Origin of the sequence: Agrobacterium larrymoorei (genome assembly GCF_013322225.1) — a bacterium.
Taxonomy (GTDB): Bacteria; Pseudomonadota; Alphaproteobacteria; order Rhizobiales; family Rhizobiaceae; genus Agrobacterium; species Agrobacterium larrymoorei_A.
In genome coordinates, this window is the sequence record NZ_JAAMFB010000031.1 from 1 (window position 1) to 20,612 (window position 20,612).

Annotated in this window: 18 protein-coding genes and 2 pseudogenes; 2 read left to right on the top strand and 18 right to left on the bottom strand. The window is 56.8% G+C overall.

From position 1 onward, the window contains the following. From G6L28_RS22790 to G6L28_RS18785, 10 genes and pseudogenes are all read right to left on the bottom strand, one after another. A pseudogene (locus tag G6L28_RS22790) lies at nt 1-239 on the bottom strand (hypothetical protein); the annotation flags it as partial. Then, nucleotides 236-1,243: an ABC transporter ATP-binding protein gene (locus G6L28_RS18750; protein ID WP_174065454.1), complete on the bottom strand. Its 1,008-nt coding sequence runs from the start codon at nt 1,241-1,243 to the stop codon at nt 236-238. The gene G6L28_RS18750 and the pseudogene G6L28_RS22790, both read right to left, overlap by 4 nt. After that, entirely contained in the window at nt 1,240-2,133 is an 894-nt protein-coding gene (locus tag G6L28_RS18755; protein ID WP_234902647.1) for an ABC transporter permease, read from the bottom strand. The genes G6L28_RS18750 and G6L28_RS18755 overlap by 4 nt, the downstream gene beginning before the upstream one ends. Next, complete coding sequence (locus G6L28_RS18760; RefSeq protein ID WP_174065456.1) at nt 2,130-3,149, bottom strand: ABC transporter permease; 1,020 nt, start codon at nt 3,147-3,149, stop codon at nt 2,130-2,132. The genes G6L28_RS18755 and G6L28_RS18760 overlap by 4 nt, the downstream gene beginning before the upstream one ends. Next, nucleotides 3,146-4,762 carry an ABC transporter substrate-binding protein gene (locus G6L28_RS18765; protein WP_174065458.1) on the bottom strand — a complete coding sequence of 539 codons (1,617 nt, stop codon included), beginning with the start codon at nt 4,760-4,762 and terminating at the stop codon, nt 3,146-3,148. The genes G6L28_RS18760 and G6L28_RS18765 overlap by 4 nt, the downstream gene beginning before the upstream one ends. 16 nt (nt 4,763-4,778) lie before the next feature. Then, nucleotides 4,779-5,936 (bottom strand): acyl-CoA dehydrogenase family protein, encoded by a 1,158-nt coding sequence (locus G6L28_RS18770; RefSeq protein ID WP_174065460.1) that lies wholly within the window; start codon nt 5,934-5,936, stop codon nt 4,779-4,781. Between the two features lie 131 nt (nt 5,937-6,067). Further along, complete coding sequence (locus tag G6L28_RS18775; RefSeq protein WP_337795778.1) at nt 6,068-7,099, bottom strand: alkene reductase; 1,032 nt, start codon at nt 7,097-7,099, stop codon at nt 6,068-6,070. Nucleotides 7,100-7,684: 585 nt separating this feature from the next. Continuing rightward, nucleotides 7,685-8,080: a zinc-binding dehydrogenase gene (locus tag G6L28_RS22740; RefSeq protein ID WP_202033763.1), complete on the bottom strand. Its 396-nt coding sequence runs from the start codon at nt 8,078-8,080 to the stop codon at nt 7,685-7,687. Continuing rightward, nucleotides 8,056-8,697: a zinc-dependent alcohol dehydrogenase family protein gene (locus G6L28_RS22745; protein WP_202033765.1), complete on the bottom strand. Its 642-nt coding sequence runs from the start codon at nt 8,695-8,697 to the stop codon at nt 8,056-8,058. The genes G6L28_RS22740 and G6L28_RS22745 overlap by 25 nt, the downstream gene beginning before the upstream one ends. Nucleotides 8,698-8,787: 90 nt before the next feature. Beyond that, nucleotides 8,788-9,051 (bottom strand): hypothetical protein, encoded by a 264-nt coding sequence (locus G6L28_RS18785; protein WP_174065462.1) that lies wholly within the window; start codon nt 9,049-9,051, stop codon nt 8,788-8,790. Between the two features lie 196 nt (nt 9,052-9,247). On the opposite strand from G6L28_RS18785, the gene G6L28_RS23080 reads away from it, so the two are divergent. Next, entirely contained in the window at nt 9,248-9,376 is a 129-nt protein-coding gene (locus tag G6L28_RS23080) for a hypothetical protein (RefSeq protein ID WP_272955854.1), read from the top strand. Nucleotides 9,377-9,861: 485 nt separating this feature from the next. Here G6L28_RS23080 and G6L28_RS18790 read toward each other — a convergent pair. From G6L28_RS18790 to G6L28_RS18800, 3 genes and pseudogenes are all read right to left on the bottom strand, one after another. Then, a pseudogene (locus G6L28_RS18790) lies at nt 9,862-10,533 on the bottom strand (TniB family NTP-binding protein); the annotation flags it as partial. A gap of 6 nt (nt 10,534-10,539) precedes the next feature. Beyond that, nucleotides 10,540-12,153 carry a Mu transposase C-terminal domain-containing protein gene (locus G6L28_RS18795; protein WP_174065464.1) on the bottom strand — a complete coding sequence of 538 codons (1,614 nt, stop codon included), beginning with the start codon at nt 12,151-12,153 and terminating at the stop codon, nt 10,540-10,542. Between the two features lie 87 nt (nt 12,154-12,240). Further along, entirely contained in the window at nt 12,241-12,717 is a 477-nt protein-coding gene (locus G6L28_RS18800; RefSeq protein WP_174065465.1) for an NADPH-dependent F420 reductase, read from the bottom strand. 106 nt (nt 12,718-12,823) lie between these two features. On the opposite strand from G6L28_RS18800, the gene G6L28_RS18805 reads away from it, so the two are divergent. After that, entirely contained in the window at nt 12,824-13,180 is a 357-nt protein-coding gene (locus G6L28_RS18805; RefSeq protein ID WP_174065466.1) for a winged helix-turn-helix transcriptional regulator, read from the top strand. Nucleotides 13,181-13,538: 358 nt separating this feature from the next. Here the strand turns inward: G6L28_RS18805 and G6L28_RS18810 are convergent, their stop codons facing one another. From G6L28_RS18810 to G6L28_RS18830, 5 genes are all read right to left on the bottom strand, one after another. Then, entirely contained in the window at nt 13,539-15,365 is a 1,827-nt protein-coding gene (locus G6L28_RS18810) for an ABC transporter ATP-binding protein (protein ID WP_174065467.1), read from the bottom strand. A gap of 3 nt (nt 15,366-15,368) precedes the next feature. Beyond that, on the bottom strand, nt 15,369-17,153 hold the full coding sequence (locus tag G6L28_RS18815) for a gamma-glutamyltransferase family protein (RefSeq protein WP_174065468.1): 1,785 nt from the start codon (nt 17,151-17,153) through the stop codon (nt 15,369-15,371). Nucleotides 17,154-17,173: 20 nt separating this feature from the next. After that, nucleotides 17,174-18,046 (bottom strand): ABC transporter permease, encoded by an 873-nt coding sequence (locus G6L28_RS18820; protein WP_174065469.1) that lies wholly within the window; start codon nt 18,044-18,046, stop codon nt 17,174-17,176. Beyond that, the gene (locus G6L28_RS18825; protein WP_174065471.1) at nt 18,043-18,990 is read right to left on the bottom strand and encodes an ABC transporter permease; all 948 of its coding nucleotides are present in this window, start codon (nt 18,988-18,990) and stop codon (nt 18,043-18,045) included. Before G6L28_RS18825 ends, G6L28_RS18820 begins: the two co-directional genes overlap by 4 nt. 84 nt (nt 18,991-19,074) lie before the next feature. Then, a complete protein-coding gene (locus G6L28_RS18830) occupies nt 19,075-20,586 on the bottom strand; it encodes an ABC transporter substrate-binding protein (RefSeq protein WP_174065473.1) in 1,512 nt (503 codons plus the stop codon). Nucleotides 20,587-20,612: the final 26 nt, after the last annotated feature.

Genomic DNA, 20,612 nt, shown 5'->3' on the forward strand with positions numbered 1-20,612 from the left:
CAAAGCTGAACTGAGAACCGCTCTTCATCGCCATGCCACCGCCCCTTCGATCGCTCACAAACAAAGTGAATCATATTCGTCGGGTTTTGCAATGGTCCCACAATGGCGCATACTTCGCCTGCCTTGAGATCGAAGGACACGCTCCTGACTGCGTCAGTGCGTTGGCCTCTTCTTTCGAATGACACCGAGAGCCCTCGCACTTCGAGCAGTGGTACCTTCTGTTCACTTGGGGAGGTCATGCAATTCCTCCTGACTCGCGTCCTTGCCGTTCTGTCGTGACGTGACACCAGACACTTCCATCAGAGACTTTCGTCGGCAGTGGAGATGCAAGCCTACATTGAGGCATGATGAAGTCGCAGCGGCCAGCAAAACCGCAACCGTGGGGCCGATCCTGCGGCGATGGCACGCGCCCTTTGATCTCCGCTAACCGTGGCCTCTGACCTGTTTGGGGCCGCCTGTATGGCCGGGCAGCGAGCAGAGCGCTTGTGTAGGGATGAGCAGCATGAGTGAGCATGGACTTTGCCTCGCGCGTTTCGACTACCTTACCGGCATACATCACCATGATCCGGTTGGCCCATCGTGAGACGAGCGTGAGGTCGTGCGTTATCAGGACCAGAGCCATTCCCGTTTCACGTTTGAGATCGGCGAGTAGTGCTAGAATATCGGCCTGGACAGTTGCATCGAGCGCAGTCGTCGGTTCATCCGCGATAAGAATATCAGGGCGATTTGCGATTGCCATGGCGATCAAGACGCGTTGCCTCATCCCGCCCGACAACTGATGTGGATAAGCCTCCATGCAGCCCCTAGGGTCCTGCAACTTCACCCTACGGAGCAGATCGACGCCTTCTTCCAATGCCGCACGCTTGCGAACGGATCGATGCGCACGGATAGCCTCGACAATCTGCTCGCCGATCGTAAGAACCGGGTTGAGTGCGGACATAGGATCCTGAAAAATCATCGAGATCCGGTCGCCTCTTAACGACCGCCACACTTTCTCAGACTGTCGTGACACGTCCTGTCCAAGAATTTCGACGGTTCCACCGGAAATTCGCACGCGATCGGGAAGAAGCCCCGCCAGAGCAAGGGCAGTCAGCGATTTTCCGCAACCGGATTCTCCAACGATCGCCAGAGTTTCACCTCTGACGACCTCGATATCAACACCGCAAACGGCGTCAACATGATGCCGATATCCCGGCACGGCTATCGCAAGATTGCGGGCGCGCAGCACGGTATCGCTGGTCAAAGCCGGGCTCCCCGTCGAAGCAGTTGCCCAAGTCCGTCGCCGATCAGGCTCAGTCCGAGGACTGCCAGAACAATTGCGGCACCCGGAATGAGGGTCATGTACGGTGCGGTCAGCAAAGCATCGCGAGAGGCGCCGATCATGCTTCCCCAACTGAGATGGTTACTGTCGCTCATCCCGAAAAATGCAAGGCCCGCCTCCGTCAGCACGGCGAGCGCTGTCAGAATGGAGGCTGACACTATCACTGGGGGCAGGGCATTCGGCAGGATATGATTAAAGACCGCGCGCAGGTGTCCGCCACCCATGACGACGGAAATTTTTACGAAGTCGAGTTCCCGGAGCGCCATAGCTTCTGCACGCGCAAGGCGGGCGACCATGGACCAACTCGTCAGTCCAATGGCGATTATGATGTTCGACAGATCAGCGCCCAGGATCGAGACCAGAATAATGGCAAAGAGGAAGTGCGGAATGACCTGGAAAAGTTCGGTAATCCGCATGAGGGCATGATCTATCCATCCTCCAAAATATCCCGACACGAGACCAATAGTGGTGCCAACACATGTGGCAATCAGTGTCGCAGCTATTCCCACGAGCAACGAGACGCGGCTTCCGTGAACAATCCCGGAGGCTATATCCCGGCCTAGAATATCTGTGCCCAACGGAAATTGCGGATCGTCTCTAGGAGCCAGGAACGGCATGCCGACCATTTCGAATGGGTCAGTCGGATAAAGCACATTCGCTAGAAAAGCCGTCGTCAGTTGCACGAATAGAATGAGCAAGCCGACGTGCAGAGACCACGGAAGCGTTCGCCAGGTTCGAAAAAATTGCCATAGTCTGTTCGGGACACGGAACATCACCTCAGGAAATGCCTGTCGTTCGGTATCGGTCGTCATTTCAAAGACACCCTTGGATCGAGTACGGCGTAAAGCATGTCCACACACAGATTCACCAGCACAACGAGCGTGCCGGTGATCAAAACCAACCCTGCGAGCAAATTGTAGTCACGCTGTTGCACCGCTTCGAAAGCAAGCCTTCCAAGACCCGGCCATGCGAAGACGGTCTCGACTAGAATTGCGCCGCTCAGAAGTGAACCGGCCTGCATCCCGACAAGTGTGATGAGCGGCAACGATGCGTTTCGAATGACGTGCCGCAAAACGGTCCGAGAGGCGACAACGCCCTTTGCTCTCGCCGTCCGGACGTGATCCTGGACGTATACTTCGAGCATGGACCCGCGCGTGAAGCGTGCGTAGATAGCAGAGTAGAGTGCTCCTAGCGTAATCATCGGCAGCACTAGGTGGCGGCCTACGCTCGCGGCATATTGGAAACCTGTCTCGATGCCGTGAGGCGCAACAAAACCACCGATCGGCAGCCAGCGAAATTTTACGCCAAACAGGATCATGAGACCAATTCCCAGAAGAAATCCCGGCGTGGCGTAAATTAGGAGAGCCATACCGCTGATGACGCGATCCTGCCATTTCCCGGCATGCGCGGCCGCGATCGCGCCACCCGTCATGCCTAAGGCGACAGCGACCACCATTGCCGACCCCGTCAAAAGTAGTGTTGGTAGAAGTCGCGATCCGATCAAATCGACGACGTTCATATTATTGCGGAATGAGAAGCCACGATCGCCGGACAGGACGTTGCGGGCGTAGAGAAGGAATTGAACATAAATTGGTTCGTCCAATCCGAATCTGGCTCGCAAATTTGCCAGATACGCGGCGTCTCCTCCGCCAGATTCTCCTGCCAAAACTTGCGCGGCATCTCCGGGAGCAAGATGCAGCAGGGTAAATGCCGCCAGAAACAGAAGGAAAAGCGTCGGGACCATCTGGCATGCCCGCACGGTTACGTAGAGCAACCGACCGTTCCGCTTTCCTATCTTTTCACCAGAATGGGGCTTACCTTCCGTCATCCTTCCAGCCACGCATCTTTGAGTGAGTCAAACACAGCAATTGAGCCCGTGCCGAGACCATGAAGACGCTTGGAGGCAATTGTGAACTGCCGGTTTTCGGCCAGCGTAAATGTCGGAATATCCGTTTGTGCGAGAACCTGAATTTTCTTGTAAAGCGCAACGCGCTTATCTTCGGTCGATGCCACATGGGCAGCCTCGATCAAGGCGTCCATTTCCGGGGAGCTGTAACCTGAACCGTTTGACCAGGGTATGTCCTTCAAAATGGCTTTGGTCCAGATCACGCGATCGATACCGATCTGCGGGTCACCCAGACCTGCGCGATATGATATTGCAAAATCAAAGTCGTTTTGCGAATAGACGCGGCGGAAAAACTGCGGGAGATCCTGATTGCGGATCGTTGCCTCGATCCCGATCGCCTTGAAAGCCTGTCGGGCGAACTCCGCAAATCTCTGGAAGCTCTCGCCAAACGGTAGCCAGTCGATGGTGATGGCAAATCTTGTACCGTCCGCCTTTCTTGCGTATCCGGCCTCATCGAGAAGCTGCTCCGCGATCGAGCGGTCGAATTTGTACGCGGGGAGCCCCTCGTTCGCGTAAAATTTTGTCTGTGTGGACAAAACAGGCGACGTCCCTGGCTTCGCCAGCCCTCGGGTGGTGACCTTGACGAACGCGTTTAGATCGAAGGCATGCGCGAAGGCACGGCGTACACGGACATCGTTGAATGGTGGCCTGCGGACGTTGAAATCGGCGACAATGGCCGACGCCAACCATTCATAGCCGTGGAAATCCACGTTCAGCGTTTCGCTCTTTTGTGCCAATGCCAGATCGCTGAGAGAGATTGGGGTGAGAGTACCCAGTTGAATGGCGCCGGATTCAAAAGCTGCGTAACGGGCGGTTGCATCAGGGATAACACGATAGACGATCTGATCGAGATATGGCTTCCCACTATCCCAGTAGTCGGGGTTGCGCTCGAGGACGATACGATCGCCGCGCACCCATTCCTTGAAGCGGAAGGGTCCTGTTCCGATCGGATTTACATTGTGGGGGTTGGTGAGAACATCCGTGCCTTCGTAAAGGTGTTTCGGCAGGATTGTCGACTCCAGGCCGTTCAACGCACCGAGAATGACGCCGGACGGGTTATTAAGTTTGAAGATGACGGTGAGTGGATCAGGAGTTTCCACCACGTCGACGGCCGCGAAAGTTGCCCGCGCGCGGGGATGAATTTTCATCCAGACGTTGTCATAAGTATATTTGACGTCAGCGGACGTAAACGGTTCGCCATCGTGCCAGCGAACGCCTTGCCGCAAATCGAAACGAAGTTCTTTACCGTCCTCGCTCGTTGTCCACTTGGTCGCCAGTTCCGGCTTGATTTCGAAGTTGTCGCCGAAAGTAATCAGTCCGTCGAAAATTTTGGCTGACACTGTCTGCACTTGTCCGGTCTGAACCACTGCTGAGGTGAGAACGTTTGGCTCGCCCGGATACACGACTGCGACAAGGGTTCCTCCGCGGATCGGCGTGTCAGCAAAGCTTTGCCCGGAAAATGCAAGGGTTGCAGCGGCACCCGCGAGAAAGGAACGCCTGCGCAGTGTTAAAATCGATGTACGAGAGTTGCTCATGGGGTCTCCGCGCCGGTTATGCAAAAAGGAATGCCTTCCCGGCATTCACAAGAATGGTGTCAGACTGGGGAGCATGGACGCGACCGCAAAGCACGTCACGAAAATGACGTTCAAGTGGATTTGCTCGGTCAAGGCCGTGATTTCCAGAAACGCTCAAAGCAAGTTCGAGAGCCTTCACAGCATTGTTGGTGGCGATATGCTTTACCAATTGCGCATGAACCGGATCGGGGACAGGGGCAGCATCGGCAGTGTGTGCCGCGTTTTCGATCAAGACTCGATTGACAAGAAGCAGAGCCTCAATTTCGCCGACAACGCCTTGGATTCGAGGTACAGTCGCCAACGAAGCGCCGAGGTTGGACGGGGCACGCTCTTTAAGGAAACTGCGGAGCCAATCCCTGCCTGCCTTGGCTATCCCGTCGTAGAGCGCAGCCGTGAGAATGCATGACCAGACGTCGATGATGGCCCGGCGCGACGCAAGTTCGGGCGAACCCGCCGGCAGGAACCCAGTGGCCGCGTTCTCTGGCAAATGCACATCGTTGAACCTGATCTCGTGGCTAGCGGTTGCGCGAAGCCCGGCGTGATTCCAGGTGGGAACGATTTCCAGACCGGGAGAGTTGCTTGGCACCAGCACGGTCCCCACCCTCGGATGCTCTTCATCGGTCCTCACAAGCGTCAACCACCATCCGACAATCGGGCTGCCGGTGGCATAGGCCTTACGACCGTTCAGTTTGAAGCTGCCATCGGTTTGCTGGCTGACGACGGTTCCCGGTAGTCCGCCGCGCACCGCCGAGCCAAGATCCGGCTCGGCCTGCAACGCATTCAGAACGCCGGTGCCCTTAAGGGCCGCCGCGGCGATCTCTTCATATGCCGGAGAAGGTTTTTTCCCCAGCAAGTGGTGCATCATGCAGTTCATCGCAACGAGCAGCCCGGTTGATGCCTCGCCTGCTCCAACAGCAGAGACAAGTCGAGCCGAGTCGGCCAGCCCTCCGCCCAGTCCTCCGAGCGAGGTGGGCACAGTGAGTGCGAGGAGCTTGTGCTCAGTCAGCCGTCTGAAGTTATCAAACGGAAACGTCGCATCTAGGTCGTATCTGGCAGCTGTTTTGGCAAACTCGTCTGTCAGGCTTTGAAGGAGCAGATCCGTTAGGATTGCTGGCGGTCGATTGTGCGTGTTCATGAAAAACTTTCGTTTCTGACCCGGTTGAGGGCGCCACCGCGATTTATGCGTGTGCGGCGACGGCTGCTTCCTGATCCAAAAACGGATAGTCGATGTAACCTTCTGGCCCGTTGGTATAATAGGTAGTGGTATCAGGTTCGGTTAGCGAAGCGCCGGCACGGAACCGCTCCGGCAAGTCCGGGTTGGGAGATATAAAGTCTCCCGAAAGAAACAGCGTCCGCGTAACCGGTCACAATTGCCTCTTCCGCTGTTTCCCGATCGTATCCGCTATTCAGGATCAAGGCCCCGTCGAACAGCTTCCTGATGATTGGCGCCAGGAAGGGCTGGCCAGGTCGGGGACCTGCTCCACCTTTCGCCTTGGAAACGAGCCTTTGATGCAGTGGAATGTCGCCGGTCTCATCGTAGCTCCTGCTTTCGAGCAGATGGATATAGGCGATGCCCCTGCGATTGAGTTCTTTTGCGACATAAGAAAAAAGGCTCAAGGGATCGGAATCGTCAATCTTGTCGGCGCGGAAATAGGGAGACAAACGAACGCCAACCCGGTCTGCTCCAAACTCGGAGATTACAGCATCGACCACCTCCAGCAAGAAACGGGCTCTGTTTTCGACTGAACCGCCATACTCGTCGGTTCGCTTGTTGGTCGCGTCCCTCAGAAACTGATCGATCAGAAATCCGTTGGCGGCGAGAAGTTCGATACCATCGAAACCGGCTTCACGGGATAAAGCTGCCGAACGCCTGAAATCTTCGACGATTGGTGCTATCTCGTGCAGTTCGAGCGCACGTGGCACAGGAAACTCTTCGAGACCTTGAGTTTTCATGATGCCACCAAAAGCGGCGATGGCCGAAGGAGCTACAGGATGTTCGCCGTCCGGCAGCCCAGAAAGCAATGCCTTGCGACCGACATGCGTGAGCTGCTGGAAAATCACCCCACCGGCTTCATGGACGCTTTCGACAACTTTCTTCCACTCTTGGCTTTGGTAATGGGTGTGATTTGCGGTCGAGAAGACCCTGGTCGCGCTGGATGGAGATACATGACAAGCTTCGGTGATAAGTAGGCCAGCTGATGCGCGCTGGGTGTAGTGGATCGCGACCAGCTCCTTGGGTGCCCGATCTGCATCTCCGCGTGCTCGACCTAGAGGAGCCATGACAATGCGGTTCTTCAATTCATAACGTCCGAGCGGGAAAGGTTCGAGTAGCTACATTTTTTGCCTCCGGTTCAGGAAGGCAGCTTGAATACTTCGCACCCTATATTGAAGTTCGAATGTTCTTAATTTTATAGATTTTGTAGATAATATAAGTCGTAGATTTCCAATCTTGCAACAGGATTTCACTCATCATCTAAAATAGATTGAGATCGCAGTGAAAGAGTTGGCACAAGATCGCTGTGTCGAGCACGCTCCGCAACAATACCGTGAATAGCAGTTAGGTTTCGGTAAAGTCGGGGTCTTAACACTGCGCGAACATGAAACGCCCTTTTTACTTTGCAACCTCAACGAACAGTCTAGATGCAGGGGACAACTGCTAAGGCAGCCGATTAATTTAGGCCGGACCAGCCCACATCCGGGCGTCGTGGCCTTAGGCTGTATTGGCGGCCTCCACCGGCAAGGTGCCAGAAAAGGGCGCTGCGCCGCGTGCAAGCTTGCCCGCAAAATGTGATTGGCGGTCAAGTGAAGCCGACATCACTGTTCGCCTCCGCAAGCTCCAGCGGCTAAAGCTGGGGCTTGCAAGCACATACTTGGCACCATTGCTTAGTGCGCGATGTCGACTACGACCTTACCGATGTGGTTTCCGCTCTTAAGTCGCCGGAAAGCATCCCTGAAGTCCGCGAATGGGAAGATCTGATCGATAGCAGGCTTCACCTGATGCATGTCCATCGCGCGGAGCAGAGCCTCGAAGTTCTCCCGTGGCCCAATCGCCGATCCCGCAACCGAAAGTGAACGCGCCAGAATGTCGTATGGTGGTAATCCACCGCCGAAACCGCTGGTAAAGCCCACAATCGTGATGTCGCCTCCAGGTCGGGTCGAGGCTGCAGACTTCACGATGGTCTTCTCGCCAGCGATATCGATGGTCTTGTCGACGCCTCTGCCATCGGTGAGAGCGAGGATTTTTCGATCCCAGTCTAGATGGCTTCGGTAGTTGACCACGCCATCGGCTCCCAGCTTTCTGAGGATTTCGGCCGTTCGTCCGAGGAGGTGATTGCCAGCACGCGAGCACCGAACATCCTTGCGACCTGAAGCGAGAATAGCGCAACTCCGCCGGTTCCCTGCACTAGAACGGTTTGGCCGGGCTGGAGGGGCGAAGACCGGTTGAGGGCGGTCCACGCCGTAACGGCGGCGCAAGGCAGCGACGCCGCCTCGACATAGGAGAGATATTCCGGCAGATGCACGATCGCATTCTCATGCACCACGAGATATTCCGCGAGCCATCCATTCGTCGTCATGCCCAGACTGTCGAGCTGGTACTCTGGTCGAGGCAGTCCACCAATCCATTGCGGATGGCAAGACGCGCTGACGCGGTCACCGACCTTTGTCCGCGTGACCCCGTCGCCTACCGCGACCACCTCACCTGCGCCGTCAGACAGGGGGATGCCGTTGGGCTGGGTTGGCCCGCCATATTCCCCGTCGAGAATAGCCTGGTCCCGGAAATTGAGGGAGGCGGCGTGCACGCGGATCAGAACATCGTTCCAACCCGGGGTAAACGTCGGCTCTTCATGTATTTCCAGTTCAGGCTTGGTGTCGGATGTCCATCGGACAGCTTTCATATCTTAAGTCCTTATACGATTTCGTGGGAAGGCGCGGCGATTGCGATGATACTCAGTTGGAGGGAAATCGCTTTCGTGCTGAGCGCGACGTTACATCTGCACTGCCCGTGCAAGGCGAACGGGCCAGTCTCCGTCTGGGTTGGTCGTGCCGTCGCCCATGCGCTCCATGATGGTTTCGAATACGATATCCCGGCGCTTGGCCAAGCGAGATCTCTCGGCCGCTGCGAGCGCACCTTCCATTTCGTTTCGCATCAGGTCGGTGCAGTAGGCGGGCGCGCCGGGCTGCTGTCGCCACGAGTTGGCCAATCCACCTGCGTCGAAAGCGTCAAAGCCAGTATCCTCGACCAGCAACATCGTGACCTGCCGAGCCTGGTCGCGGTCAGCCGCGACGGGAATTGCGATACGTCCCCGTGCGCCAGCAGGCTTGCCGTTATCTGTCGTTTGGCACTTAAACGTAAGAATGCGGCCGTTTATTTCTTGTTTGGCATTTAATTTGAGATTCTACAGGCAAGGAATCTCAAATTAAGTGCAACTGCGAAGAGGTCCGTGATTGACGTGCGCAGTCCACGATCTCGTCTATGTCTCTCCCGAAGCGAGCTTTGTTCTCTCCCATCAAATGGCTTCGCAGCATGTGAAGCATCTCCGGGCCCGCACGCTGGACGATGGCTACACCAGCTAAAAGAGCCGGCCTCAAGTGCAGCGGCAAGAGCGCGCTCGCTCGCGACGGAAGTTCGCTATTTTGCACCCTGAGGACGTCGTCGAGATCAGGAATAATGACGCCGAGCACCCTATAGTTTGATGGTTGGTAGTGATCGGGCAAAGGACTTGGGACGCGCCGCATCAGGAGGAGGCGAGCAACTTCGCTTGGCGGCATCCAGTTTTGCATGCCTAGCTCGGCCTCGTCGTCGAGAAGCTGTTCTCCTATAAGAGCACTATTGTGATAGCGACTGAAGGGAGAGCGTCGCGGCACCCCGTCAGCGTTCTGAAGGAGGTTACCACAAAGCGGACAGGTGATGCGCCAGCCGAGAAACCGGATACGAAGAACGGGATGCAACTCGTCAGTAATCGGACTACAGCTGCAACATAATTGCCGGGGCTCGCTTGCAATCAGGCGCCGCGACGACCGCGTGATGTTCGAGAACGTCATGCGCAACACCGTGGCGGGATCAAGGCGACCAAGATTTCGAACTGCTCATTTGCAACCCAGCGGCTCAGCGTGAACTGTTCGAAGCGGCGCGCCAATTGTACATCGCCGCCAATGGCCTCACGGGCGTCATTGACCCCGAAGCAGACGAGCGAGATCTGAAGGCGGTTGCTTAGAAAGCGCAATGTGTTGAGGACGATGCGTTGCTCGCGATATGTTCCAGCGAGAATGTTATGCACTTCGTCAATCACCAGCACTTGCACGCCGATTGCTTCCATGATGCGCAACGCAGCCTGCTCCATTTGTGCAATATCGGCGCGCGGCCGCTGTGGTGCGCCGAGGAGCGTCAGAAGTTCGGCATAAAACCGTCTCTCACCAGGCCGGCTGGTCATCTCCATTGCGAGAACCGGCGTTTTCAGTCTGCCGGTGAGCGAATTGAAGCTTGGCGGATGTTGCTCACGGAAACGATTCATGATCATTGTTTTGCCCATTCCACTGTCACCGTATATGGCAATGGAAGGCATTCGCGTCCCGCGTGGATGATCGACGAGGAGGTTGAGGCGATCAAGCACCTGCTTGGCACGAGGATAAACGAGCCAGCGACGTGATCTTATCGCGCGGATGCGCTGTTTGTCTGCTTCACCGAGCAGTACCGCGGCATTCGCAGTCAGGTGAGAGATTTCCGTGTTCATGCAAGGTCATTCCGTGTCCTCGAAAGCAACAGGTTTGCTGGAGTCGATCCCCCGAAGCGAGCCCCAACTGCCATCATCCACTTTCGTTTTCGCGCGGGCAGGGCGGCCTCGCCGGGCAGTCGCTGTCGCCTTGACCGCTGCATCCACCAGCTTGCGCTGCTCGATCGCTGTGCCAACGATGATGCGGGTATTCACCTCTCGTCGCCCCTTCGCCCGAAGCGCTCGGCGCGCCGCCAAGGCTTCGTGCAGTGTTATCGAAGGCAAGGTAAGATCGGCGTAGCGAGCTTCCACGAAGTTTCCCGATTGTCGCCGCACGAAGACACGAGACATGTCCCGAGGATCGTATTTGACGAGCAACCGGCGATTTGCATTCCCGACGTCGGCACTGAGGGCTGCCGACCAATAACGCAGTCCAAACAGGTGGATCCCGGTTGGTTGCAGTGTGCGCTCCTGCTCGGGCAGGAATGTCAGCCAAAAACGCAAGCGATCCTGCGGCAATCGGAGCGGAATTTCACCCTCGTGCTCGCGCCAGACGGCGATTGGCGGGCGGCCTAGACTGCCGTGGATCGACTGATGGTAGTTACCAACAATGTCGAGGGCGATGTATCGCTCGAGTTCGCGCAAAGTCAGCGCCGAATGCCGCTTCGAATCGTATTCGCCAAGCTCCTGTGCATTGCTGAACGTCGTACCGGGTAGTAAGTGGAGTTTTCCCATCTGGGTGCCGATCAACCGTTCGATATGGCCACCGAACCGCGGTTCGCCGGGTGGACGCCAATTGATCGCCATGCCCGCATCCTCACACCCCCTCTTGAAAGCACGACTCCTGAAGTCGCTGCCGTTATCGACGTGCAACGTCTCTGGAAGTCCGGCTACGGGCCACGGTTCGATGATCTCGCGCTCCCGCAGCCAAGGCGATTTGTCAAAGACGGAGTTTAGCAAGCATAAACTGGTCGAGAGCCGGGAGGGGGCGTCCATCGTAAGGTAGAAACCTGTCACCATCCGACTGCAGACGTCCATTGCCAGCGTTAGCCAAGGCCTCCCGATCGGTTGACGCGTCTCCTCGTCGACAACAAAAATATCTGCTTTCGTGTGGTCGACTTGGACGATCTGGAGTGGACGCGAGGCGGTGAGGCCTCCTGGCACGGCCGTTGTCCGCTTCACGATTTCGGATTCGCCGCGTCGTTTGGCGCGTTTGCGAAAGTTGATGTCCTGGATACGAGTTTCGATCGTCCGGCGGTGAGGCGGCTTGAGCCCTGCCGAAATGCAGTTGGTTTGCACATCCCGGACCAATTGAGAAACGCCCGGGCGGTTCTTATTCAAGTAGTATCGGCTGATGCTGGTGCGGATGATTTCCTCTCGCTTGTCGTCGAGCATCCTGCGGCCGTCAGGCCGGCCGGGTTTGCGCTCCACCAGCGACATTACCGTTCCTCCAGCTCGAAATAGCTTGATAAGACGGAATGCAGTTGCGCGACTGACTTTGAGTCCCGCAGCAAGCAGCGCCATGTCCCCTGCTGTTATCTTGCCAGACCGACGCATCAGAAATTCCCGGATGGCCTCCGTTCGCCGTAACGCCTCATCCCAAAGCGCTTCATCAACCTCGTCGGGAAATGGATCGTTCATTGCAGAAACACCGTCGATTTCGTCGAAGCCTGAATCTCATATTAAGTGCCAAAATCCAAGACAAAATCTCAAATTAAGTGCCAAGTCTCAAATTAAGTGCCGGGCTATCTTGTTGAAACTGCTAATCCGGAATCTTACGGTTAAATGCAAAACGACATTATCTGCGAGAGATCCCGAGCCGATCGCGTTCCATGCTTTTGCGACGTGACGACCGATTTGCTCGCTCACCCAATGGCTTTCGATCTGTCCTGAATCAAGAGCTTCGATCCTTCCGTCGCGGAATGGATAGTAGTTCGATGTGTCGATCACGACCACATCCTCAGGCACCTTCTCGAGTGTTGGTGCTATTCCGGCGAGAGCTTTTAGCGGAATGGAGAGGATGACGACATCGACGTCGACGACCGCTTCCTGCGCCGTCACTGCGTGCGCGCCCGATGACAACAGGCTGGTATCTATCGTTTCTGGGCCGCGGGAGTTTGCCACCTTCACGTCGTGGCCCGCTGCGCTGAGCTTCTGGACCAGCGATTTTCCGATGTGGCCGGTCCCCAATATTCCAATTCGCATGATGTTTTCCTTCGCGTGCTCATTGCGGTATGGCGGCATTTAATGGTAGGCTGCTGTTACAGCAAGAACCCACCGGTTAGTGGTATACACACCAAAAGGTAAGTATATGAAGCGTGACTGGCGATGCGAAGATCCTCAACAGCAACTCGTCTGGGCAGCGATTGCCGCGGAAGGCCTGCGCGTTTTGGAGGGAAAGTGGAAGATCGTGATTATCGTCCAGCTCTTTTCCGCGAATGGGCCTATTCGCTTCTCGGAGCTTGAGCGTCGCATCGAGGGAGTAAACCAGAAGATGCTCATCCAGCAGCTTAAGGAACTGGAGAAGGACGGTATCATCATAAGGACAGTTTATCCGCAGGTGCCGCCCAAGGTAGAATACACGCTTAGCGAACTCGGAAAGGCTCTCGGCCCGTCTTTGGAAGCACTCATCGAATGGGCGCTACTGAAGTGTCCTGAGCAAGGCTGAGATACCGTGGGTGTAAGGTCACCGTTCCAGACGAAACTTGGCGTGTCCTTGCTGAAGATGCCCCAGCGTGCTGTCGAAAGAAGTCGGCGTTGCAAGGCGAGAGGGTTGCGAGGTGCCATCAGCACACGGTCGTGTTCCCATAGAAGGAATATGGGCAGCCTTTAGCGCTGAGGCCCGGACGGCGTATCGAGAGAATCCACTGCTTGCCCACGCGATGTCGCTCAATATTCTCTGCCACCTGGGTTGCGGCCGATGCAAACAGCCATCTAGGGGTCAAACATCAAGGGCCTGGTAGGCCTTTCGGGTCAATAACACGTCCCATGTTGGATGCGCTGTCAGAAATCCTCGAACAGATCAATCAAACAAGCACTTGGTGTCCAGGAGCAACTTCCCGATATTGTCTTTCGGGAGCGATATAGCCGACCGGGCGCACAGGGCTCTTCAACTCCTCCGTTCCGGCATTGCGCCTGATGCCGCGTCGTGCGGGATCGGGGACGGGCACTGCCGCGATGAGATTCTTCGTGTAGGGATGCTGCGGGTTGGAGAAGATATCCGCGCGCGGCCCGATCTCCACGATCTCTCCGAGATACATCACCGCAACGCGATGGCTGACGCGCTCCACCACTGCCATGTCATGGCTGATGAAGAGAAACGCGATTCTGAACTGCTCCTGCAAATCCATCAGCAGATTGCAGACCTGAGCCTTGATAGAGACATCAAGCGCCGAGACGCTCTCATCCGCAACGATGACCTTTGGATTGAGCGCCAGTGCCCGCGCGATGGCCACACGCTGGCGCTGGCCGCCGGAGAATTCGTGCGGATATCGATCCATCATCGTTGGCGAAAGCCCGACCCGTTCCAGCAGATCGGCGGCTTTCTTGCGCGCTTCGGATGGCGATGCTGTGCGATGCTTAATCATCGGTTCCGCCACTGCCGACCCTACGCTCATGCGCGGATTGAGGCTGGAGAATGGATCCTGAAAGATCATTTGCACGCTGCGGCGCATGGAGCGAAGCCCTGTCGGATCAAGCTTCAGAACGTCAAAGCCATCCAGCGAGACCTCGCCGGACTGAGGTTCTACGAGCCGCGTAATGGAACGTCCGGTCGTCGACTTTCCGCAACCGGATTCTCCCACCAATGACAGCGTTTCGCCCTGAAACAGATCGAAGCTGATATTCTCCACCGCATGTACGGCACCGGTGACACGACCGAAAAGGCCGGAGCGGATCGCAAAGCGGGTAACGAGATTTTGGACCGAAAGAACGGGCGTCAAACCGCCTTCCACGGTATCTGCGAGTTCAGGGCTGTCGCCAACCTCACCCGTCTGCATGTCAACCTTGGGAAAACGTAGCGGTCGCTCATGGCCATCCATCGAGCCCAGTTTTGGAACAGCCGCAAGCAGCGCCCGCGTATAGGGGTGCTGGCCGCGATGGAAGATATCCGAGGTATCGCCGGTTTCGACCTGATCGCCGCGAAACATCACGATTGTCCGGTCTGCGATTTCCGCGACCACGCCCATATCGTGGGTGATGAAGAGAACGGCCATGCCTTCCTCTTCCTGAAGCGTCTTGATCAGATCGAGGATTTGCCCCTGAATGGTTACGTCGAGTGCTGTCGTGGGCTCATCGGCGATCAGGAGCTTTGGCCGGGATGCCAGCGCCATGGCAATCATCACACGCTGGCGCATGCCGCCGGAAAACTGATGCGGATATTCATCGAAACGATTGGCCGCATTGGGAATGCGCACTTTCTCCAGCAACCTGACGGTTTCCGCTCTGGCTTCCGCCTTCGTCATTTCCTTGTGGCGGATCAGAACTTCCGAAATCTGCCGCCCCACCGTGAAAACGGGGTTGAGCGATGTCATAGGCTCCTGAAAGATCATGGCGACATCATTGCCGCGAACGTGGCGCATCTCCTGTTCAGATAGCGAAAGGATGTCTTTGCCATTCAGCTCCACATGCCCCTCGATACGGCTGACCAATGGATCGAGGAGCCGCATCAGCGAGAGAGAGGTAACGCTTTTGCCGGAGCCGCTTTCGCCCACAATCGCAACCGTTTCGCCCGCTTTCACCTCGAAGGAAAGATCGCGAACGACTGTCTTCCATTCATCATCGACCTTGAAGGAGGTCGTCAGATTACTGACGCGCAGGACCGTTTCACCAGCAGAATGCCCGTTGATCTTCATGGCTCATCTCCCCACGGCATAGGCCTGCATCAGGCGCGGCGTTGCGGCAGCGCGGAGCAGGCCGTCGGCGCCTCTTCTCGCAGCGGTTAGACGACCCACCGTCCAGGGATCGGCTGGCGTAACATCGTGTCCGCGTTTTTTGAGCTCGTCCAAGGCGGCTTCACCGATGCTGGTCTCGATCATCACATTGCCCGGCTGGCGCGTGCGTGGGTAGAAAGAGCCGGGGAAATGCGAGGTGTGGAACAGCGGCAGGTCGATTGCTTCCTGAAGGTTCAGGCCGAAATGCGCATAGCGCAGGAAGAAGGATAGCTGCCATTGATCCTGCTGATCCCCACCCGGCGTACCGAAGGCCAGCGTGGGGCGACCTTCAAACAGTGCGAGCGATGGCGTCAACGTGGTACGCGGGCGTTTGCCCGGCGCAAGAGAAGTTGGCAACCCCTCTTTCAGCCAGAACATCTGCGCGCGTGAATTGAGGCAGAAGCCGAGGCCGGGAATGATGGGCGAACTCTGCAACCAGCCGCCCGATGGGGTGACGGACACCATGTTGCCTTCCCGGTCGATAACGTCGATGTGGACCGTATCGCCGCGTTTCTCAGTCAGGTGAGACATTGTTGGCTCATAGACCGCGCCTGTGCCCTGCATGGAATTGAGCATGGATAGTGTCAGGTCACGCTGGTTTTCAAAGCCCGGCAAAGCGCCCGGACGAAGGTCCATGGAAGCCTCGTCGGTGATCAGGTTGCGGCGTTCGTCATTATAGCTATCGGACAACAGGGTCTGCATCGGCACCTGAGCAAATTCCGGATCGCCATAATAAACCTCACGGTCGGCATAGGCGAGCTTCATGGCCTCTACGACCGTGTGGACGAACTCCGGCCCCGCAGGGTCCATGCTGGCAATATCGATGCCCTTCAGCAGCGCGAGCGATTGCAGCAGAACCGGGCCCTGCCCCCATGGTCCCGTCTTGGCAATCGTCCAGCCGTGATAGTCATAAGTAGTCGGCGCTTCGATGGTGGCCTTGAACCCGGCCATGTCGTCGGCGGTCAAGACGCCTTTATGGCGCGTGCCGCTGGCATCCATCACTTCGGCATGTGCCAGATAACCCGCGATCTTCTCGGCCACAAATCCTCTGTAGAAAGCATCGCGCGCGGCTTCGATACCTGCTTCGCGCCCGTCCCTGGCTTCGGCTTCCTTGACGATCCGCTTCCATGTCTCGGCAAGAACAGGGTTCTTGAAGTTGGAAAGCGGCTGCGGAACGGCACCGCCCGGAACCCATGTCTCGTAAGATGTCGGCCATTCCTTTTCGAAGAAATCGGCAAGCCCGGCAATCGAGGCGGAAACCCGCGCCAGCATCGGGTGGCCATTTTCGAGGTAATGGATCGCGGGTTCCAGCACGTCACGAACGCTCATCGTTCCGTAATCGCGCAGCATCAGCATCCAGCCATCGAACGCGCCGGGAATGACGGTCGAGAGCAGGCCGTCTCCGGGAATGATATCGATGCCTTCGTTTCTGTAATGCTCGATCGTGGCGCCTGCCGGTGCCGGTCCCTGCGCGCAGATGACCTCGACCTTGTCCTTTTTCTTCGAATAGATCACGGCGGGCATATCACCGCCCGGCCCGTTCAGATGCGGCTCCAGGACCTGAAGAACGAAGCCAGTTGCGACGGCGGCGTCGAAAGCGTTGCCGCCCTTTTCAAGGATGCTCATGCCAACGGAGGAAGCAATCCAGTGCGTGGATGTCACGACACCGAACGTACCGAGGATTTCAGGGCGGGTTGTGAATGCAGTCATGTCTAAAGTCCTTGAGTATATCAGTGTTCACGCGGATCGAGCGCATCCCGCAGGCCATCGCCCAGAAGATTGAAGCCGATCACGACGAGGAAGATTGCAGCACCCGGCCACATGGCCATCCAGGGTGCCTGTGAAAGATAGTTTTTCGCCACGTTCAACATGGAGCCCCAGCTCGCGGCAGGAGCCTGCTGTCCCAAGCCAAGAAAGGAAAGGCTGGCTTCGGCAATGATGGCTGTTGCTACGGTGAGTGTCGCCTGCACGATGATCGGCGGCACGATGTTCGGCAGAATGTAGCGCAACATGATATCGTGATGACCAAGGCCGATGGACCGCGCACCTTCGATATAATCCTCCGTCTTGACCGCCAGAACCTGAGCGCGCGTCAGGCGGATAAAGATCGGCATGGCTGAAAGACCGATGGCAATCATCGCGTTGGTCAGGCTTGGCCCCAGAAAGGCGGCAAGCGCAATCGCCATGATCAGGAACGGCATGGCGAGGAATGCTTCTGTGATGCGCGAGATGACCTGATCCAGCCAGCCACCGAAATAACCGGAGATGAGCCCAAGCGGTACGCCAGTCGCCACAGCAATCGCAACCGAAATCACGCCTGCCATCAGCGAGGCCTGCGCACCCCAGATCATCCGTGAGAGAATGTCTCTGCCGATATCATCGGTGCCGAACCAGTGCGCCGCCGAAGGTGCCTTGCGGATGGCGCTCCAGCTGGTCGCATAGGGATCCGCCAGCGGCAGGAGTGGCGCGAGGATTGCCAGAAGCGCGAAGAAAACGATGATGACGAGGCCCGCAATCGCGCTTTTGTTGCGCTTCATTTTCTTCCATGCGCGGTTTTGCGAGCGCCGGGCGACGGGCGTGGTTATCTGCAATGTCGTGCTCATATTGCAGTCCTCATACGCGGGTTGAGGAGAACGGAGACGACATCCGCAAGCAGGTTCATCAGAATGAAGCCGATGGCGGTGCACAGCACCACCCCCTGAACCACGGCGTAGTCACGCGTAAAAACGGCATCGACGATCAGCTTGCCGAAGCCGGGAATGGTGAAGATTTGCTCCGTCAGAACCGCACCGGCCAGCAACTCCCCAAACAGTAACGCCGATAGGGTGATGATGGGCAGAAGCGCGTTGCGGAAGGAGTGGCTGAGCACCACCTGCCAGTTGGACAGGCCCTTGGCTCTTGCCGTGCGGATATAGTCCGACTTCATCACCGAAAGCATGGCGGAGCGCGTATGCCGCATCAGCGTTGCCGCGAGGGCGTTGCCCAGCACGAAGGACGGCATGATCATGGTCTGGATCGACCGCACCGGATCGACAAAGATGGACTCGTAGCCAGACGCTGGAAGCCAGCCGAGTTGGACGGAGACCAGCAGGATCAGCATGATGCCGAGCCAGAAATTGGGAATGGACAGGCCTGAGAGAGCGACGATGTTCGAGACATAATCGATCCAGGTATTCTGCTTGACCGCCGCGAGGATGCCGATGGGCACGCCTATGACCAAGGCGAAGAACATGGACATGATAGCAAGCTGGATCGTTACCGGGAGCTTTTGCCCAATGAGTTCGAGAACCGGCTGATTGGTTCTGAGCGAAACGCCGAAGTCACCCTGAACCACGGAGCCGAGCCAGTAGAAATACTGATAAACGACGGGATCGTTCATCCGGTATCTCTCACGCAGCAGCTCGATAACCGCCGGGTCACGCTCCTCTCCGGCCATGGCAAGGATGGGATCACCCGGCAGGAGTTTCTGCAGCGAGAAAACGAAAATCGAAATGATAAGCAGCGTCGGTATGGCAACCAGCAGCCGCTTGCCGATGTAAATATGCATGGGACCGATCCTTGAAACGCGAGACGCGCCGGGGACTGGACGCAGGCGCAAAACTCAAGCGCCTGCATCGCGATGTCAGTGGTTTTACGTGCCTTTCTTCACGCCCGTCAGACGGATCATACCGTCTGCCGACGGGGTGAAGCCGGTTACGGCTTTCGACGTCGCATAGAGATAGGCCTGATGCCCCAGATAGATCAGCGGCAGGTCTTCATCGAGGATTTTGGTCGCTGCATCGTATTTCTGCTTGCGAACCGCATTGTCTGTCGAGGCACGAGCTTCGTTCAGCAGCTTGTCCACTTCTGGATTGCAATATTTGACATCGTTGATGCCGCCCTTGCAGGTCACGAACTGATGGATATTCCCATCTGGATCAGAACGCCCAGACCAGTCGGAACGGGAAAGGACATAGTTGCCCGCCGTCTGCTCGGATAAAAGCGTAGCGAACTCTGTCGCCTTCAGCTTTACATCGAAACCAGCCTCCGCAACCATAGCCTGGATGACTTGCATCATCTGGGTCTGCGTCGTGTTGTTGGCGTGCTGCAATTCGATTTCGTAGCGCTCGAAGCCTGCCTCCTTCATCAAGGCCTTGGCTTTCTCGACATCCCGGGTTGGCACGGGAATATCCTTGTTGTACCAAGGGCTGCTCGGCGGCCAAGGCTGGTTTCCGGCCATGCCCGTCCCTTCATACACAACCTGATCGATCGCTTCGCGATCAATTGCCAGCGCGAAAGCCTGGCGCAGACGCTTGTCCTTGCCGAATGGATTATCCGCCTTCGGACCATTGCCGACATTGGCATATAAAGCCATGTAACCAGGGCCAACCACCTCGCCATAGGTAAGCTTTGGATCGTCCTTCACCGATGCGGCATCGGAAGCGGAAATACGCTCCGCCAGATCAAGATCGCCTGCGCGCAGATTGGCAAGGCGAACCGTCGTGTCGGGGATTGGCAGGAAGGTCACCTTGTCGAGGAAGATGCTGTCCTTGTTCCAATAGTCAGCAAATTTCTCCAGCACGATGCGGTCCTGCTGGATGCGCTCGACGAACTTGAACGGACCGGCACAAACAGGCTTAGAGCCGAAATTCGCTCCGAGTTCCTTGCCAGCCTTGGGCGAAATCATCATACCCGCGCGGTCGGAAAGTTGTGCCAATAGGCTGGCGTCCGGGCTCTTCAGCGTGAATTTTATCTGATATTCGCCGGTGGCCTCAACCTTTGCAACAGATGCCAGCTCGCTCTTGCGGCGCGATTCCGGCATCGTCATGTTACGCTCGATCGTATAGACCGCAGCTTCGGCATTGAAAGGCGTCCCGTCATGGAACACGACGCCTTCGCGCAGGTCCATTGTCAACGTTCCGCCATTGTCACCCCACGCCCATTTGGTCGCCAGCTGGGGAACGACCGAAAGGTTGTTATCCAGATCCACCAGCTTGTCGCACATACTGGTATAGACCAGACGGCCTACAAAGGTTCTCGATTGTGCCGGATCGAGCACATCGGCATCGTCCTGCAAGCCGATGCGGATATCGGCGGCAAGTGCCGAAGACGATAGCAGCGCTGCGCCAAGCAGATAGCTGGAAAGTTTCGCGATTTGTCTCATGTCGTTCTTCCTCTGGTCGGTTTTTT

Bases quoted from the DNA above. Each gene is read 5' to 3' on its own strand.
- G6L28_RS18770 (WP_174065460.1), bottom strand. From the start codon at position 5,936: ATGAACACGCACAATCGACCGCCAGCAATCCTAACGGATCTGCTCCTT.
- G6L28_RS18830 (WP_174065473.1), bottom strand. From the start codon at position 20,586: ATGAGACAAATCGCGAAACTTTCCAGCTATCTGCTTGGCGCAGCGCTG.
- G6L28_RS18755 (WP_234902647.1), bottom strand. From the start codon at position 2,133: ATGACGACCGATACCGAACGACAGGCATTTCCTGAGGTGATGTTCCGT.
- G6L28_RS18810 (WP_174065467.1), bottom strand. From the start codon at position 15,365: ATGAAGATCAACGGGCATTCTGCTGGTGAAACGGTCCTGCGCGTCAGT.
- G6L28_RS18760 (WP_174065456.1), bottom strand. From the start codon at position 3,149: ATGACGGAAGGTAAGCCCCATTCTGGTGAAAAGATAGGAAAGCGGAAC.
- G6L28_RS18820 (WP_174065469.1), bottom strand. From the start codon at position 18,046: ATGAGCACGACATTGCAGATAACCACGCCCGTCGCCCGGCGCTCGCAA.
- G6L28_RS18815 (WP_174065468.1), bottom strand. From the start codon at position 17,153: ATGACTGCATTCACAACCCGCCCTGAAATCCTCGGTACGTTCGGTGTC.
- G6L28_RS18800 (WP_174065465.1), bottom strand. From the start codon at position 12,717: ATGCGAATTGGAATATTGGGGACCGGCCACATCGGAAAATCGCTGGTC.
- G6L28_RS18795 (WP_174065464.1), bottom strand. From the start codon at position 12,153: ATGAACGATCCATTTCCCGACGAGGTTGATGAAGCGCTTTGGGATGAG.
- G6L28_RS18805 (WP_174065466.1), top strand. From the start codon at position 12,824: ATGAAGCGTGACTGGCGATGCGAAGATCCTCAACAGCAACTCGTCTGG.
- G6L28_RS18825 (WP_174065471.1), bottom strand. From the start codon at position 18,990: ATGCATATTTACATCGGCAAGCGGCTGCTGGTTGCCATACCGACGCTG.
- G6L28_RS18765 (WP_174065458.1), bottom strand. From the start codon at position 4,762: ATGAGCAACTCTCGTACATCGATTTTAACACTGCGCAGGCGTTCCTTT.
- G6L28_RS18785 (WP_174065462.1), bottom strand. From the start codon at position 9,051: ATGTTGCTGGTCGAGGATACTGGCTTTGACGCTTTCGACGCAGGTGGA.
- G6L28_RS22745 (WP_202033765.1), bottom strand. From the start codon at position 8,697: ATGAAAGCTGTCCGATGGACATCCGACACCAAGCCTGAACTGGAAATA.